Origin of the sequence: Sphaerotilus sp. FB-3, assembly GCF_023706025.1 — a bacterium.
In the GTDB taxonomy this organism is placed as follows: domain Bacteria; phylum Pseudomonadota; class Gammaproteobacteria; order Burkholderiales; family Burkholderiaceae_C; genus Sphaerotilus; species Sphaerotilus sulfidivorans.
Map to the genome: position 1 here is coordinate 73,928 of NZ_BQWE01000037.1, position 14,859 is coordinate 88,786.

A 14,859-nucleotide genomic window follows, 5' to 3' on the forward strand; every position below is an offset into this window, starting at 1 on the left:
CGGCCGCCGTTTCAGCGGCTGGCCTTCATCTGCTGCAGCGCGGCGATGCGCTCCTCGATCGGCGGGTGGCTGGAGAACAGCGCCATGAAGCCGCTCGGCCGGCCGGAAATGCCCATCGCCGCCAGGCTTTTGGGCATCTCGCCCGGATCAAGGCCGCCCAGGCGGGCCAGCGCATGCATCATCGGGCGGCGGTCGCCCATCAGGCTGGCCGCGCCGGCGTCGGCGCGGAACTCGCGCTGGCGCGAGAACCAGGCCACGATCATCGAGGCCAGCACGCCCAGCACCAGATCCATCACGATCGTGGTGGCGATGTAGCCGATGCCGGGCGCGTCCTTGTCGTTCTTCAGGATCAGCCGGTCGACCACATAGCCGACGATGCGCGAGATGAAGACCACGAAGGTGTTGACCACGCCCTGGATCAGCGTCAGCGTCACCATGTCGCCGTTGGCGACATGCGCGACCTCGTGGCCGATGACCGCCTCGACCTCCTCGCGGGTCATGCTCTGCAGCAGCCCGGTGGAGACCGCCACCAGCGACGAGTCGCGGAAGGCGCCGGTGGCGAAGGCGTTGGGCTCGCCGTCGTAGATCGCGACCTCGGGCATGCCGATGCCGGCCTTCTGCGCGAAGCGGGCCACCGTGCCGACGATCCAGCGGTGCATCGGATCGTTCGAGTCGTTGATGACCTGCGCGCCGGTGCTCCACTTCGCCATCGGCTTGCTCATCAGCAGCGAGACGATCGCGCCGGTGAAGCCCATGAACAGCGAGAACACCAGCAGCACGCCGACATTCAGCCCCTGCGCGTCGAGATAGCGGTTGATGCCCAGCACGCTCGAGGCGATGCCCAGCACCAGCATCACGGCCAGGTTGGTGAGCAGGAACAGGAAGATGCGTTTCACTCGGGACTCCTCACGTTCTGAAACACCATCTGCGGACGCAGCCCCGGTCTGTCAAGAGGCAAGGGGCAAGAAACAAGAAGCAGGAGGCGGCTCGGACGCTTCTCAGTCCGCCAGGCGCCAGTTCAGCGTCTCGCCGCCGCCCATCGGCTTGAGTTCGGCGTCGCCGTAGGGCAGGGTCTCGGGCAGCTGCCAGGGCTCGCGCCTGAGCGTGATCGTTCCGGTGTTGACCGGCAGGCCGTAGAAGGCCGGGCCGTGCAGGCTGGCGAAGCCTTCCAGGCGGTCGAGCGCGCCGGCGCGCTCGAAGGCCTCGGCATAGAGCTCGATCGCCGACAGCGCGGTGTAGCAGCCGGCGCAGGCCGAGGCGTGCTCCTTCAGGTGCGCCGCGTGCGGCGCGCTGTCGGTGCCGAGGAAGAACTTCGGGCTGCCCGAGGTGGCCGAGGCCACCAGCGCGCGGCGGTGTTCCTCACGCTTGAGCACCGGCAGGCAGTAGTAGTGCGGGCGCAGGCCGCCGGTGAAGATGGCGTTGCGGTTGTAGAGCAGATGGTGCGCGGTGATCGTGGCGGCCATGTTCGGGCCGGCCTCGGCGACATACTGCGCCGCGTCGCGGGTGGTGATGTGCTCGAAGACGATCTTCAGCTCAGGGAAGGCATCGCGCAGCGGCTCCATCACCTGCTCGATGAAGCGGGCCTCGCGGTCGAAGACATCGACGGACGGATCGGTCACCTCGCCGTGGATCAGCAGCAGCAGGCCTTCCCGCTGCATCATCTCCAGCGTCGCGTGGGTCTTGCGGATATCGGTGACGCCCGCGTCGCTGTTGGTGGTGGCGCCGGCCGGGTAGAGCTTGAGCGCGACCACGCCGGCCTCGCGGGCCCGGCGGATCTCGTCGGGCGGCGTGTTGTCGGTCAGGTAGAGCGTCATCAGCGGCTCGAAGTCGACGCCTGCGGGCACGCAGGCGCGAATGCGGTCGCGGTAGGCCACCGCCTGCGCGGCGGTGGTCACCGGCGGCTTCAGATTGGGCATGATGATCGCGCGGCCGAACTGGCGCGCGGTGTGCGGCACGACCGCGGCCATCGCGGCGCCGTCGCGCACATGCAGATGCCAGTCGTCGGGGCGGGTCAGCGTCAGCGACGCAGCGGCGGTCGGGGGGAGGGCGGTCGTGTTCATCACCCCGGATTCTGGCCCAAGGCGGCCGCACGCGTGCCCGACGGGAGTCGGGATTGAAGGGCTATCGCCGGGCGCTGTTCCGGGCGCTGTTCAGCCGCTGGGCGTGGTCTGGCGGCGCTGCAGATCCAGCTTCAGGAAGTCCCACAGCGCCTGGGCGGCGGGCTTGTTGTGGCGCGACACCTCCGGGCGCTCACGGTACAGCCGCACCTCGATGGTGACCTCGAAGGCCTGCTGCGCCTGGCGCGGACCGGCCGGCACCAGACGGCGCACGCTGACCTCCTTGCGCACCGAGCTGGCCGGCAGGAAGGCCAGGCCGTGGCCCTCGAGCGCCATCGCCTTCAGGCCCTCGGCCATGTCGGTCTCGTAGATCGGCTCGAGGTAGAGCGCGTCGCTGGACTGCTTCAGCAGCAGGTCGACCATGCGGCCCAGGTAGGCGCCGGAGGCATAGCCGAGATAGGGCACGCGGTCGTTCTGGCGGCCGGGCAGCCGGAACAGCGGCTCGCCGTCGCTGCCGGCGCGGGCGTAGGGCGCCAGCGTCTCGGTGCCCAGACTCAGGTGCTCGTAGCGCTGCGGGTTGAGCTGCAGCGGCTGCGAGGCATGGTGATAGGCCAGCAGCAGGTCGCAGGACCCTTCTGTGAGCTGCATCACCGCGTCATGCACGTTCATGCCGACCAGCCGGCTCTTGAACGCGCCGAAGCGCTGGCGCAGCTCCATCACCCAGTGCGGGAAGAAGGTGAAGGCCAGCGAGTGCGGCACCGCGAACTCGATCATGTCCTGGCTGGAGGTCTGGTGGCCGCGCATCAGGTTGCGCGCGGCCTGCAGGCTGCCCAGGATCTCCAGCGCCTGCGGCAGCAGCGTCTGGCCTGCCGAGGTGAGCCGGGTCGGATAGGACGAGCGGTCGACCAGGTCGATGCCGGCCCAGGCCTCCAGCGCCTGGATCCGGCGCGAGAACGCCGGCTGGGTCACATGCCGCAGCTGGGCCGAACGCGAGAAGCTGCGCGTCTCGGCCAGGCTGACGAAGTCTTCAAGCCATTTGGTCTCCACCGCGGCAGTGTAGCGGGCTGTCCGACCCCGGGAAATCTTTGACGACTCTCACAACTTCCCCATCAATTCTGGGGGGTGATTGATCTTTTAAATCGACAAGGATTGATTAGCATCGGCTGACCTTCCTTGAATGAAAAAAATGAATCCTCGATCGGGGGGCGGAGATGATGGGCATCTCCGGACCGATGGATGGGTTTCTCGCCCAGGTGAACTCCGCTTTCAGCCGGATCGCCTTCCAAAATGAATGCAACTTCACTGAAAAGACGGGCCGCGGTCGATCTGTCCCGTCATTCCAATCCGCAGCCGTCCCGCCTGCAGGACGACGAGGTGCACTCCCGGCTGCCCGATGAGGCCGATCCGTCGGCGCTGGCGTCGCGCTGCCCGCTGCTGATGCGGCATCCCCTGACCGGGCGCGACGAGCTGGTGAGCATCGGCTACTCGCGCGCCGTGCTGCTGCTGGGCCCGATCGAGCTGGCCCGGCGGGGCGACTGGGCCATGGTGCTGTTCTGCCTGGCGCTGCCGCTGATCGGTCAGATGCTGCTGGCGCCGTCGGCCAATCGGCGCTTTCTGATGCGGCTGCTGCGTCAGGGCTATCGGGCGGTGCGCACCCGCCCCGGCCAGGTCAGCCATGCCGAATGGCTGCTGGGCATGCAGCTGCCGCGCCATGAGTCGCGGCGCGCGTCGGGCGAGGCCAGTCGCTGGCGCTGACACCGGCAGTGCATCAGCCGGCTCTGGCGCCCGGGCCCGGTCAGGCCGCGCCGTCGCTGCCCTGCTGCTGCAGCCGCCACATCCGGGCGTAGACACCGTCCTGCGCCAGCAGCTCGGCGTGCGTGCCCTGCTCGGCGATGTGGCCGTGCTGCAGCACGACGATGCGGTGCGCGTCGACCACGGTGCTGAGCCGGTGCGCGATCACCAGTGCGGTCTTGCCGCGTGCGGCGCTGGCCAGCTCGGCCTGGATCGCACGCTCGTTGGCCGAGTCCAGCGCCGAGGTCGCCTCGTCGAAGATCAGGATCGGCGGATTCTTCAGCAGCGTGCGCGCGATCGCCACCCGCTGCTTCTCTCCGCCGGAGAGCTTCAGGCCGCGCTCGCCCACCGCCGTCTCGTAGCCCCGGGGCTGCGCGGCGATGAAGTCGTGGATGTGCGCGGCGCGGGCGGCGGCCTCGACCTCGGCCGGACTGGCGCCCGGGCGGCCGTAGGCGATGTTGTAGCCGATGGTGTCGTTGAACAGCACCGTGTCCTGCGGCACGATGCCGATGGCGCGGCGCAGGCTGTCCTGCGTGACCTCGCGGATGTCCTGGCCGTCGATGGTGATGCGGCCCTGCGGCAGGTCGTAGAAGCGGTAGAGCAGGCGCGCCAGCGTGCTCTTGCCCGAGCCCGAGGGGCCCACCACCGCCACCGTCTGCCCGCCCGGAATCTCCAGGCAGACGTCATGCAGGATCGGCCGCTCCGGGTGGTAGGCGAAGCCGACATGCTCGAAGCGCACCGTGCCCTGCGCGACCGCCAGCGCCGGCGCTCCCGGCCGGTCGGCGACCTCGCGCTCGCGCTCGAGCAGGCCGAACATGCGGCCCAGGTCGGTCAGGCTCTGCTTGATCTCGCGGTAGAGCACGCCCAGGAAGTTCAGCGGGATGTAGAGCTGGATCAGCAGCGCGTTGACCATCACCAGGTCGCCCAGCGTCAGCTCCCTGGCCACCACGCCGCTGGTGGCGCGCCACAGCATCGCCACCAGGCTGGCGGCGATGACGAACTGCTGGCCGGCGTTGAGCAGCGACAGCGTGCCCTGCGACTTGATCTGCGCGCGGCGGTAGGCGTCCAGGCCCTCGTCGTAGCGGCGCGCCTCGAAGGCCTCGTTGTTGAAGTACTTGACCGTCTCGTAGTTCAGCAGCGCATCGACCGCACGGGCGTTGGCCTTCGAGTCCAGCTCGTTCATCTCGCGGCGGAAGCGCGTGCGCCACTCGGTCACGCCGATGGTGAAGGCGCCGTACACCAGCAGCGCCGCCAGCGTGATCCAGACGAAGCCCATGTCGAAGCGCGTGCCCAGCAGCGTCAGCACCAGCCCCAGCTCGACCAGCGTCGGCACGATGGTGTAGAGCGAGTAGCTCACCAGCGACTGCAGCGCGCGGGTGCCGCGCTCGATGTCGCGGCTCATGCCGCCGGTCTGGCGCTCGAGGTGGAAGCGCAGGCTCAGCGCGTGCAGGTGCTCGAAGGCCTCCAGCGCGATGCGCCGTGCCGCGCCATGGGTCGCCTTGGCGAAGACCAGCTCGCGCAGCTCGGTGAAGACGGTGGTCGAGAAGCGCAGGCCCGCGTAGCCCAGCAGCAGCCCCAGCGGCACCACCACCAGCGCACGCGGATCGCCGGCCGGCAGGGCGAGCTGGTCGACCAGCTCCTTCAGCAGCAGCGGCACGCCGACATTGGCCGCCTTCGCCGCGACCAGGAAGATCAGCGCCAGCGCCATGCGTGCGCGGTAGTCCCACAGATAGGGCACCAGCCGGCGCAGCGTGGTCCAGTCGCTGCGGGGCGGGGCGGAGGAGTCGGCGGGAGAGGGGTCGAGGGTGCCGCGGCGCATCGGGGTTCGATCCGGGACAATACCGGCGAGGTGAAATGAATGAGTGTGACTGAAACGAGGACTTCCTGCCCTGACGCCGCCGGCCCGGCCGGTGCGGGCGAGCCGCCCGGCCTGGGCGGCGCCCCCGGCTCGTATCAGCGCGAGCTGGTGCTGCGGGTGATGCCGATGCCGTCGGATGCCAACGGCAATGGCGACATCTTCGGCGGCTGGATCATGGCGCAGGTCGACATTGCCGGTGCGGTGCTGCCGGCGCGCATCGCGCGCGGGCGCATCACCACGGTGGCGGTCAATCAGTTCGTCTTCCGCAATGCGGTCTCGATCGGCGATCTGCTGAGCTTCTACGCCACCGTGACCCGCATCGGCACCACCTCGGTGAGCGTGCAGGTCGAGGTCTACGCCGAGCGCAATCCGGCCGAGCCCCGGGTGGTCAAGGTGACCGAGGCCAGCCTGACCTATGTCGCGATCGACCGCGAGGGCCGGCCCAGGCCGCTGCCTGTGGCGGTGCCTGCGCCGCCCGCACCCCCGGCCAGCGGCGGCTGAGCGCCCGCAAGCGCCGGGCTCGAGGGTCAGTCCGCGACGATCTGCGTCGCCAGCGCCTCGGCCCAGACGCGGTACAGCGCCGGCCCGGGGTGAAAGCCGTCGGCGGCCATCAGGGCTTCCGGCGACTCCCGCCGCAGCGCGACCGGCATCTCGACATGCAGTCGCGCGCCCGAGTCGGCCGCCCAGCGCTGCAGCGCCTGGTCCAGCCGCCGGGACGAGGCGCCCAGCAGGCGGCGCAGCGGCTGGGGCAGGGCGGGAAAGCGCGCCATCGGCGGCACGGCCGACACCACGCTGAGCTGCACGCCGGCCAGCTCGCGCGCGCAGGCCTCGAGCGCGCTCATCTGGCGAATCCAGCGGGCCGGCGAGGTGCCGGCGATCGCGTCGTTGACGCCCAGCGCGGTCACCATCACGTCCGCAGGCGGCAGCCGCCCCTGAGCGGCCAGCGTGCGCAGTGCCGCGGCGGCCTCGGGCGTGGTCCAGCCGGTCCGGGCGACCAGCTGCCAGGCCACCGGCGCCTGCAGCCGCCGGGCCAGCGCCTGCGCAAGCCGGCCGGCCAGCGCCTCGTCCTGGGTGCTGGCGCCCACGCCGGCCCCGGAGGAATCGCCGACGATCAGCAGCCGCAGCCGGGGCGCCGCATGGCCGGCGTGATCCGATCCGATCAGACCGAGTCGCGCCCCGCTCGCCTCCGGCAGCTTCGGCACCCGGCGCCGCACCTGCCGCCCCTGCCAGAGCAGCAGCGGTGCGAGCAGGATCCGGGCAAGCGCCAGCATCGGCATCGGGTCGGTCGGCCTCAGGCGAAGCGGGAGAAGTCCGGCTGGCGCTTCTGGAAGAAGGCCTGGAAGGCCTCCTGCGCCTCCGGGCTGCGCAGCCGGGCGGCGAACAGCTCGGCCTCGGTGGCGATGACCGCGCGCAGCTGCTCGCGCTGCGGCGCGCGCATCAGGCGCTTGCTCTCGCGCACCGCGCCCGGCGGCAGCTGGTTGAAGCGCTCGGCCACGCGCCGGGCCTGGTTGACCACCTCGCTGGCGGGCAGCACCGCGTTGGCCAGGCCCAGCTCGGCGGCCTCCGAGCCGGTGAAGGGGTCACCGAGCAGCAGCTTCTCGGCCGCGCGCATCGGGCCCAGGCGCTGCGGCACCAGCAGGCTGGCGCCGAACTCCGGCACCAGGCCCAGGCCGACGAAGGGCATCGCCAGCCGCGCCTCGTCGCTGACATAGACGAAGTCGCAGTGCAGCAGCATCGTCATGCCGATGCCGATGGCCGCGCCGGTGACGGCCGCCACCACCGGCTTGTCGCAGTCGAGCAGCGCCTCCATGAAGCGGAAGACCGGCGAGTCCATGCCCTGCGGCGGGCGCTGCATGAAGTCCTCGAGGTCGTTGCCGGAGGTGAAGATGCCGGGCTGGCCGGTGATCAGCACCGCACGCACCGACGGCTCGGCCTGCGCGGCGCGCAACGCCTCGGCCATCGCCTCGTACATCGCCAGCGTCAGCGCGTTCTTCTTCTCGGGGCGTGCAATCTCGATCGTGGCCACGCCGTTCAGCGTCGCGGTGCGAATGGTGGGGATGCTCATCGAAGTCTCCTGGGCAATCGGGAATCTTAAGCTCCCGGGCTGGAAAAGACGCGGCCGCCGCATCCGATCGGTCGGAGGCGGCGGCCAGCAGGGCGCCGGCCGGAGCCAGCGCCAAGGTCAGACGCGCTCGAAGATCCCGGCCGCGCCCTGGCCGGTGCCGACGCACATCGTCAGCATGCCGTACTTGAGCTGGCGGCGATGCAGCGCGTGAATGACGGTGGCCGCACGGATCGCGCCGGTGGCGCCCAGCGGGTGGCCGAGCGCGATCGCGCCGCCCATCGGGTTGACCTTGGCCGCATCGAGCCCGACGGTGTCGATCACCGCCAGCGCCTGCGCCGCGAAGGCCTCGTTCAGCTCGATCCAGTCGATGTCGCCGAGCTGCAGCCCGGCCGACTTCAGCGCCGCCGGAATCGCCGCGATGGGGCCGATGCCCATGATCTCGGGCGGCACGCCGCGGCTGGCGAAGCTGACGAAGCGCGCCAGCGGCTGGAGGTTGTGCTCGCGCACCGCGCGCTCGCTGGCCAGGATCAGGGCGCCTGCGCCGTCGCTGGTCTGCGAGCTGTTGCCGGCGGTCACGCTGCCCTTGGCGGCGAAGACGGGTTTCAGCTTGCCCAGGCCTTCGAGCGAGGTGTCGGGCCGCGCGCCCTCGTCGCGGCTGACCGTGCGGGTGCTGACGCGCACCTCGCCGGTGGCGAGGTCGGGCGTGCGCTCGGTGATCTCGACCGGCGTGGTCTCGGCGTCGAACTCGCCCGCCGCCTGCGCTGCCAGCGCCTTCTGGTGCGAGGCCAGCGCGAAGGCGTCCTGGCGCTCGCGGCTCACCTTCCACTGCTGCGCGACCTTCTCGGCGGTCAGGCCCATGCCGTAGGCGATGCCGACGTTCTCGTCGCGCTCGAAGATCGAGGGGTTGAAGCTCGGGCTGAAGCCGCTCATCGGCACCAGGCTCATGCTCTCGGCGCCGCCGGCGATCATCACGTCGGCCTCGCCGACGCGGATGCGGTCGGCGGCCATCTGGATCGCGCTCAGGCCGGATGCGCAGAAGCGGTTGACGGTGATGCCGCCGACCGTGTTCGGCAGCCCGGCCAGCAGCGCGCCGATGCGCGCCATGTTCAGCCCTTGCGGGCCTTCGGGCATCGCGCAGCCGATGATGGCGTCCTCGATCGCGGCCGGATCGAGCGTCGGCACCTGGGCCAGTGCGCCGCGCAGCGCCGCGACCAGCAGGTCGTCGGGCCGGGTGTGGCGGAAGAAGCCGCGGTGCGACTTGCCGATCGGCGTGCGGGTGGCGGCGACGATGTAGGCGTCCTGCAGTTGCTTGCTCATGTGGGGTTCTCCGTGTCGCCGCGTCAGTTGCGCACCGGCTTGCCGGTCTGCAGCATGCCCATGATGCGTTCCTGGGTCTTGGGGTGTTCGAGCAGCGCGCAGAAGCGCTGGCGCTCCAGCGCCATCAGGTATTCCTCGGTCACGACCGTGCCGGCGTCGACCTCGCCGCCGCAGACCACCTCGGCGATCAGGCCGGCGATGTGGAAGTCATGCGCGCTGATGAAGCCGCCGTCGCGCATCGCCACCAGGCTGGCGCGGATGGTGGCGATGGCGCTGCGCCCGGCCACCGGGATCAGCGACTTCTGCGGCGGGCGGTAGCCGGCGTCGGCCAGCGCCCGGGCCTGCCCGAGCGCGACATGCAGCAGCTCGTCCTTGTGCGCGACGATCACGTCCGCGTCCTGCAGATAGCCGAGCTGGCGCGACTCCAGCGCGCTGGTGCCGACGGTGGCCATCGCCGCCGCCTGGAAGGCGTCCTTCAGGAAGGGCAGCAGATCGGTGCCCGGCGCGGTCGCGGCCTTCTCGGCGGCGCGGCGCGCGATGTACGCCAGCCCGCCGCCGCCCGGGATCAGCCCGACGCCGACCTCGACCAGACCGACATAGCTCTCCATCGCCGCGACCCGGCGCGCGCAGTGCACCGCCAGCTCGCAGCCGCCGCCCAGCGCCAGCCCGCGCATCGCCGCCACCACCGGCACGCTGGCGTAGCGCACCCGCAGCATCAGGTCCTGCAGCTTCTTCTCTTCCGGCGCGATGCCCTTGGCGCCGGCCTTCATGAAGACCGGCATCAGCGCTTCGAGGTTGGCGCCGGCCGAGAACACATCGTCCGGCGACCAGATCACCAGACCCTGGTAGCTCGCCTCGGCCAGTTCCACCGCCTTCAGCAGACCGGCGGTGACGGTCGGGCTGATCAGGTGCAGCTTGCAGTCGATGCTGGCGATCAGCACCTCGCCGTCGAGCGTCCAGACGCGCACTTCCTCGTTGCGGAAGACCTCGGTGCCACTCTTGAGTGCCGGCACCGCGTTCTCGCCGACGACGGTTTCTGGGAAATGCTGGCGCCGGTAGACCGGCAGCGCCGGGCGGGGCAGATACATGCCCTGCGCAGCCGACCACGAGCCCTCCGGCGTGTGCACGCCGCTGCGGCCGTCGAAGACCCAGTCGGGCAGCGGTGCGCTGGAGAGCGCCTTGCCCGCGTCGATGTCCGCCTTCACCCAGCCGGCGACCTGCTGCCAGCCGGCCGCCTGCCACAGCTCGAACGGGCCCTGCTGCATGCCGAAGCCCCAGCGCATCGCCAGATCGACCTCGCGCGCCGAGTCGGCGATCGAGCCCAGATGCACCGCCGCGTAGTGGAAGGCGTTGCGCAGGATCGCCCACAGGAACTGCGCCTGCGGATTCGTCGATTCGCGCAGCAGCTTCAGCCGCTCGGCCGGGGCCTTCTTCAGGATGCGGTCGATGACCGGCTCGGCCTTGGCGCCCGACGCGACGTACTCGCCCTTGACCGGGTCGAGGCGCTGGATGTCGCGGCCGACCTTCTTGTAGAAGCCTGCGCCCGCCTTCTGGCCCAGCGCGCCCTGCGCGATCAGCTTGGCCAGCACCGGCGGCGTGGCGTAGCTGGCGTGGAAGGGGTCGTTGCCGCGGTCCGGGCCGAGCTGGTCCTGCATCGTGCGGATGACATGCGCCATCGTGTCGAGACCCACCACGTCCGCGGTGCGGAAGGTGCCGGAGCTGGCGCGGCCGAGCTTCTTGCCGGTCAGGTCGTCGACCAGGTCGTAGGACAGGCCGAACTGCTCGGCCTCGCGCATCGTCGACAGCATGCCGGCGATGCCGACGCGGTTGGCGATGAAGTTCGGCGTGTCCTTGGCGCGCACCACGCCCTTGCCGAGCGTGGTGGTGGCGAAGGTCTCGAGCTGGTCGAGGGAGCGCGCCTCGGTGGTCGGCGTCGGGATCAGCTCGACCAGCTGCATGTAGCGCGGCGGGTTGAAGAAGTGGATGCCGCAGAAGCGCGGCTTCAGCGCCTCGGGCAGCGGCTCCGACAGCGCGGTGATCGACAGGCCCGAGGTGTTCGACGCCAGGATCGCGTGCGGCGCGATGTGCGGCGCGATCTTCTCGTAGAGCGCGTGCTTCCAGTCCAGGCGCTCGGCGATCGCCTCGATCACCAGGTCGCACTCGGCCAGCAGCGCCAGATCGTCCTCGTAGTTGGCGGCGCGGATGCGCGCGGCCTCGGCGGCGAGACCGAGCGGCGCCGGCTTGAGCTTCTTCAGGTTCTCGATCGCCTTCAGCGCGATGGCGCTCTTCGGGCCGGGCTGGCCGGCGGGCGCGGGCAGGTCGAACAGCACGACCGGCACGCGCACATTGACCAGATGGGCGGCGATCTGCGCGCCCATCACGCCGGCGCCGAGCACGGCGACCTGGCGGACATTGAATCGACTCATGAGTGCTTCCTTGTCTCCGGGGAAATGTCGTCGCAGGGTCCGGGCGTCAGTCGACGCGGACCCAGGTCTGCGTGCGGCCCAGCAGCGGCGCGCCGATGTAGCCGCGCACCTCCAGCCGCCGGCCGCCGTCGACCGGCTTCATGCGGACCTTGTAGGTCTTGCCGTTGTTCGGGTCGAGGATCTCGCCGCCGTCCCACAGTGCCGGGTCGGACGGGCTGGCCTTGACGCCGCGCACGATGCTCAGGCCGACGACCGGCTGGTCCTTGCGCTCGTCGCTGCATTTCTCGCAGCGCGCGTCCTGCTTGGCCGGGTCGAAGATCTTCTCGACCTTGGCCGAGAAGACGCCGCCGGCCTCGGTGATGCGCACCAGCGACTTCTCGGTCTTGCCGTCGTCGTCGATGGTCTTCCACAGGCCGGCGGGCGTGGCCTGGGCCAGCGCGCCCGGCGGCAGACCGAGCGCGGCGCCGGCCAGCGCCAGCGCGATCAGGGAGCGTTGCATCGCGTGGCCTCCGCTTCAGAACAGGGATTCGTCCATCGCCATCAGCGAGGCCGGGCCGGAACGCGCGGTGCGGATCAGCGCGGCGGTCTCGGGCAGCAGCTTGGCGAAGTAGAAGCGCGCGGTGTGCAGCTTGGCGCGGTAGAACGGATCGACCGCATCGCCGTCGGCCTGGATGCGGTCGAGCGCCACCTGCGCCATGCGCGCCCAGAGGTAGGCGAAGACCAGATGGCCGACCACACGCAGATAGTCCACCGCCGCCGCACCCACCTCGTCGGCGTTGCCGAAGGCCTTCATGCCCAGCTCGGTGGTGAGCTTGGTGACCTTGTCGCCCAGGTCGGCCAGCGGGTTGATGAACTCCTGCATGTCCTCGCGCACGCCGGCGTCTTCGGCGAACTCGGCGATCCTGCGGCCGAAGGCCTTGAGCTTCTTGCCGTTGTCGGCCAGCACCTTGCGCCCGAGCAGGTCGAGCGACTGGATGGTGTTGGTGCCCTCGTAGATCATGTTGATGCGCGCGTCGCGCACGTACTGCTCCATGCCCCATTCGCGCACATAGCCGTGGCCGCCGAAGACCTGCATGCAGGCCGAGGTGGCGATCCAGCCGTTGTCGGTGAGGAAGGCCTTGACGATCGGGGTCAGCAGCGCGACCTCGTCGGCGGCCTCGCGGCGCACGTCCGCATCCGGGTGGCTCAGCTCCTTGTCGAGCATCAGTGCGGTATGCACGCACAGCGCGCGGCCGGCCTCGGCGTAGGCGCGTGCGGTCAGCAGCATCTTGCGCACGTCCGGGTGCACGATGATCGGATCGGCCGGCTTGTCCTTCGCCTTCGGGCCGGTCAGCGCGCGCATCTGCAGGCGGTCCTTCGCGTAGTCGACCGCGTTCTGGTAGGCCACCTCGGTCAGGCCGAGCGACTGCATCCCGACGCCCAGGCGCGCGGCGTTCATCATCACGAACATCGCCTGCAGGCCCTTGTGGGGCTCGCCCACCAGCGTGCCGACCGCGTCCTCGAGCACCAGCTGCGCGGTGGCGTTGCTGTGGATGCCCATCTTGTGCTCGAGGCCGGCGCAGAAGATGCCGTTGCGCGCGCCCAGGCTGCCGTCGGCCTCGACATGGAACTTCGGCACGACGAACAGCGAGATGCCCTTCGAGCCGGCCGGCGCGTCCGGCAGCCGCGCCAGCACCAGATGCACGATGTTGGCCGCCATGTCGTGCTCGCCGGCGGAGATGAAGATCTTCGCGCCGTTGATCCTGTAGGTGCCGTCGGCCTGCGGCTCGGCCTTGGTGCGCAGCAGGCCCAGGTCGGTGCCGCAGTGCGGCTCGGTCAGGCACATCGTGCCGGTCCACTCGCCGCTGGTGAGCTTGGGCAGATAGGTGGCCTTCTGCTCGGGCGTGCCGTGCGCGTGCAGCGCCTCGTAGGCGCCATGCGACAGGCCCGGATACATCGTCCAGGCCTGGTTGGCGCTGTTGAGCATCTCGTAGAAGCACTGGTTGACCACATGCGGCAGGCCCTGGCCGCCGTATGCGGGGTCGCAGCTCAGCGAGGGCCAGCCGCCCTCGACATACTTCGCGTAGGCCTCGGGATAGCCTGCGGGCGTGCGCACCTCGCGGGTGGCCTTGTCGTGGGTGCAGCCTTCCTCGTCGCCGCTGCGGTTGAGCGGGAAGACCACCTGCGCGGCGAACTTGCCGCCTTCCTCGAGCACCGCGTTGACGGTGTCGACATCGACCTCGGCATGGGCCGGGATCTCCTTGAAGGTCTCGGTGACCTGGATCAGCTCATGCAGGACGAACTGCATGTCACGCAGCGGAGGGACGTAGCGGGGCATCTGTGTCTCCTTCAGATCGAGAACAGTCGGAATCGGTCGACGGAACAGGGAGGCGCGGCCGGAATATCGGGTGGGGCCGCGCGGGGCTTCAGTCTTCAGCCGCTCGGTGCGGCGCGGTAGTGATCGAGCACGTTCATGAAACCTTGCTCGGCGCGCTGCACCGCGCCGGGCGTGCGCAGAAAGCGCGCGTCGTGATGCAGCGCCAGCACCAGCCCGTGCAGCTCGAACAGCATCTGCCGGGCATCGGTGTCGGCCCGCAGGTGGCCTTCCTCGCGCGCCATCGTGATCGAGCGCACCAGGCCGGTGTGCCAGGTGCGGACCATGTCGGCGAGCGCATCGCGCACCGGGCCGGGGCGGTCGTCGAACTCGACCGCGCCGCTGATGTAGATGCAGCCGGAGTCGATCTCGACGCTGACGCGCTTGAGCCAGCGCCGGTACATCGCCTCCAGCCGCGGCAGGCCGCGCGGCTCGCGCAGCGAGGGGTAGAAGACCTCTTCCTCGAAGCGGGCGTGGTACTCGCGGATCACCGAGATCTGCAGTTCCTCGCGGGAGCCGAAATGCGCGAACACGCCCGACTTGCTCATGCCGGTCGTCTCGGCCAGCAGGCCGATCGACAGGCCCTCGAGCCCCTTCTGCGACGCCAGGTTCAGGGCGGCATCCAGAATGGACGCGCGGGTCTGCTGGCCCTTGTGGGCCGCGCGGGAGCCGCTGCGGGTCGGCCGGTGTTCGAGAGGATGAGGGGTCACGGTGGCGGTAAAACGAACGATCGTTCTATTCTGATCGAAGTCCCGTCCAGGGCAAGTCGGGTGCGCCCTGAAAGTCCTAGAGTTGAAACTCTAGTCGGTGGCCGGCGGTCGCGCATCACGCCCGGGCACGCTGCGACCCGCGCGCCTGACAGCATCTGACTCGTCAAGAGCCCGAGATTGAAGCCGGAGGCCGCTCTGGTCTAAGAGCGGCTAACAAAACCAAACACCCGTCGTGTCAGATCCGAGCGATGCTGAGGGGATGAAACAGCAAGAAATCAGCGC

Annotated in this window: 13 protein-coding genes; 2 read left to right on the forward strand and 11 right to left on the reverse strand. The window is 70.1% G+C overall.

Features of this window, described 5'->3' with window-relative positions; translation table 11 throughout:
- Positions 1–11: 11 nt before the first annotated feature.
- The 3 genes from htpX to NFT33_RS14560 form a co-directional block, all read right to left on the reverse strand.
- Positions 12–896 carry a protease HtpX gene (gene htpX, locus NFT33_RS14550; protein WP_251676395.1) on the reverse strand — a complete coding sequence of 295 codons (885 nt, stop codon included), beginning with the start codon at positions 894–896 and terminating at the stop codon, positions 12–14.
- 102 nt (positions 897–998) lie between these two features.
- Positions 999–2,060, reverse strand: coding sequence for a dihydroorotase (gene pyrC, locus NFT33_RS14555; RefSeq protein WP_251676397.1), 1,062 nt, complete (start codon positions 2,058–2,060; stop codon positions 999–1,001).
- Positions 2,061–2,150: 90 nt separating this feature from the next.
- Positions 2,151–3,104, reverse strand: a complete 954-nt coding sequence (locus NFT33_RS14560; protein ID WP_251676399.1) for a LysR substrate-binding domain-containing protein — start codon at positions 3,102–3,104, stop codon at positions 2,151–2,153.
- Between the two features lie 240 nt (positions 3,105–3,344).
- Between NFT33_RS14560 and NFT33_RS14565 the strand changes: the two genes are divergently transcribed.
- On the forward strand, positions 3,345–3,812 hold the full coding sequence (locus NFT33_RS14565; protein WP_251676401.1) for a hypothetical protein: 468 nt from the start codon (positions 3,345–3,347) through the stop codon (positions 3,810–3,812).
- A gap of 40 nt (positions 3,813–3,852) precedes the next feature.
- Here NFT33_RS14565 and NFT33_RS14570 read toward each other — a convergent pair whose 3' ends face one another.
- Positions 3,853–5,667, reverse strand: a complete 1,815-nt coding sequence (locus NFT33_RS14570; RefSeq protein WP_251676403.1) for an ABCB family ABC transporter ATP-binding protein/permease — start codon at positions 5,665–5,667, stop codon at positions 3,853–3,855.
- A gap of 159 nt (positions 5,668–5,826) precedes the next feature.
- Here NFT33_RS14570 and NFT33_RS14575 point away from each other — a divergent pair, with 159 nt between their 5' ends.
- Positions 5,827–6,207, forward strand: coding sequence for an acyl-CoA thioesterase (locus NFT33_RS14575; RefSeq protein ID WP_251676423.1), 381 nt, complete (start codon positions 5,827–5,829; stop codon positions 6,205–6,207).
- Between the two features lie 26 nt (positions 6,208–6,233).
- Here the strand turns inward: NFT33_RS14575 and NFT33_RS14580 are convergent, their stop codons facing one another.
- From NFT33_RS14580 to NFT33_RS14610, 7 genes are all read right to left on the reverse strand, one after another.
- Positions 6,234–6,977 carry an SGNH/GDSL hydrolase family protein gene (locus tag NFT33_RS14580; protein ID WP_251676405.1) on the reverse strand — a complete coding sequence of 248 codons (744 nt, stop codon included), beginning with the start codon at positions 6,975–6,977 and terminating at the stop codon, positions 6,234–6,236.
- A gap of 20 nt (positions 6,978–6,997) precedes the next feature.
- The gene (locus NFT33_RS14585; RefSeq protein WP_251676407.1) at positions 6,998–7,771 is read right to left on the reverse strand and encodes an enoyl-CoA hydratase; all 774 of its coding nucleotides are present in this window, start codon (positions 7,769–7,771) and stop codon (positions 6,998–7,000) included.
- Positions 7,772–7,888: 117 nt separating this feature from the next.
- The gene (locus tag NFT33_RS14590) at positions 7,889–9,088 is read right to left on the reverse strand and encodes an acetyl-CoA C-acyltransferase (protein ID WP_251676409.1); all 1,200 of its coding nucleotides are present in this window, start codon (positions 9,086–9,088) and stop codon (positions 7,889–7,891) included.
- A 23-nt stretch (positions 9,089–9,111) separates the two neighbouring features.
- Positions 9,112–11,514, reverse strand: a complete 2,403-nt coding sequence (locus tag NFT33_RS14595) for a 3-hydroxyacyl-CoA dehydrogenase/enoyl-CoA hydratase family protein (RefSeq protein ID WP_251676411.1) — start codon at positions 11,512–11,514, stop codon at positions 9,112–9,114.
- Between the two features lie 46 nt (positions 11,515–11,560).
- Entirely contained in the window at positions 11,561–12,013 is a 453-nt protein-coding gene (locus NFT33_RS14600) for a DUF2147 domain-containing protein (protein ID WP_149504588.1), read from the reverse strand.
- Between the two features lie 15 nt (positions 12,014–12,028).
- On the reverse strand, positions 12,029–13,831 hold the full coding sequence (locus tag NFT33_RS14605) for an acyl-CoA dehydrogenase C-terminal domain-containing protein (protein ID WP_251676413.1): 1,803 nt from the start codon (positions 13,829–13,831) through the stop codon (positions 12,029–12,031).
- A gap of 95 nt (positions 13,832–13,926) precedes the next feature.
- A complete protein-coding gene (locus tag NFT33_RS14610; protein ID WP_251676415.1) occupies positions 13,927–14,577 on the reverse strand; it encodes a TetR/AcrR family transcriptional regulator in 651 nt (216 codons plus the stop codon).
- Between the last annotated feature and the right edge of the window lie 282 nt (positions 14,578–14,859).